At 70.4% G+C, this 1,531-nt stretch carries 1 protein-coding gene; it reads left to right on the top strand.

Annotated features, from left to right (window positions below; translation table 11 throughout):
- Nucleotides 1-88 precede the first annotated feature (88 nt).
- Nucleotides 89-1,531: ribonuclease catalytic domain-containing protein (locus L0D17_RS13055; protein ID WP_243095686.1), on the top strand; the 1,443-nt coding region annotated here is incomplete at its 3' end.

Raw genomic sequence — 1,531 nt, 5'->3', positions numbered from 1 at the left:
CCCATCAGGAGAGAGATATACACCCGTCCTCCTGACCTTTGCAAGGCAAGCCCAGCAAGCCCTCGTCGTTTACAAAGGCAAGCCCGCTTTGGCCGAGGCAAAGGGGGACCGCCTAGAGCTCACCCTGGCCACGGGGGAGAGGCTCAAGGTGCGCCCCAAGGACGTCCTCCTCCTCCACCCGGGCCCGGCGAGCCTGGTGCTACGGGTGCCGGAAGGGGAGGAGGAGGCGGCCTGGGAGCTCCTCCAGGGGGAGGTGGTGAGCCTGAAGAAGCTCGCCGAGCTCGTCTACGGGGCCTACACCCCGGAGGCGGCCTACGGGGCCTACCTCCTGGCGCAGCGGGGAGAGCGCTTCGTCCTGGAAGGGGAAAGGGTGAGGGCCCGCACGGCGGAGGAGCTCGCCGCTTGGCTCCGGGCCCAGCGGGAGAAGGAGGCGCAGGAAAGGGTCTTCCAGGAGGGCGTGGCGAGGATCAGGGCGGGAAGCCCCGCCCCGGAGGACCGCCCCCTCCTCGCCGAGGTGGAGGCGGTGGCCTGGGGGGAGCGGCGGGAAAGCCCGGTGCTTAAGGCCCTTGGCCTTCCCGAAACCCCCGAGGCGGCCCACGGCCTCCTCCTGCGGCTTGGCCTTTGGCGGAGGGAAAACCCCCACCCGAGGCGCCTTGGCCTTCCCCTGGAGGCCCCCCGCCTTTCCCTTCCGCCTTTGCCGGAGGAGGCGCGGGAGGACCTCACCCACCTCCCCGCCTACGCCATAGACGACGAGGGGAGCCAGGACCCCGACGACGCCGTTTACGCTGAGCGGGTGGAAGGGGGCTTCCACCTTTTGGTCCACGTGGCGGACGTGGCCGCCCTGGTGGCCCCGGGAAGCCCCTTGGACCAGGAGGCCCTGCGCCGGGGGGCGAACCTTTACCTGCCCGAGGGCACCGTGCCCATGCTTCCCCTCGAGGCCACGGCCCTTCTGGGCCTCGGCCTGCAACCCGTCTCTCCCGCCCTCACCTTTGAACTTTGGGTCTCCGAGGAGGGGGAGCTTTTGGAGGAGCGGATTTTCCCGAGCTGGGTGCGGGTGGAGCGGCTCACCTACGCCGAGGCGGTGGGCCGCCCGGAGCTCGCTCCTTTGCGGGAGGTGGCGGAGGCCTTCCGCGGGCGGCGCCTCGCCCAGGGCGCCCTGGAGATCTCCCTCCCCGAGGTGAAGGTGCGGGTGGAGGGGGACGAGATCCGGATCCTTCCCCTCCCGCCCCACGAGAGCCGCATCTGGGTGCGGGAGGCCATGCTCCTCGCCGGCTACGCCGCCGCCCACCTGGCCTTCAGGGAAGGGCTTTCCTTCCCCTACGCCACCCAGGAGGCCCCAAGCCGCAGGGTGGAGGGGGAGGGGCTTGCCGCCATGTGGGAGCAGCGGAAGGCCCTGAAGCGGGCCCAGCTCAAGGCCACCCCCGCCCCCCATAAGGGCCTGGGCCTTCCCCTCTACCGACATTCCGCACCCCTCTCCCTTGGCCTTAGGATTTTGGGATGGAAACCACACCCAACCTACAGGTGTACGACC

Origin of the sequence: Thermus thalpophilus (assembly GCF_022760915.1) — a bacterium.
Classification (GTDB): Bacteria; Deinococcota; Deinococci; order Deinococcales; family Thermaceae; genus Thermus; species Thermus thalpophilus.
This window is presented reverse-complemented; position numbering and strand designations above follow the sequence as displayed.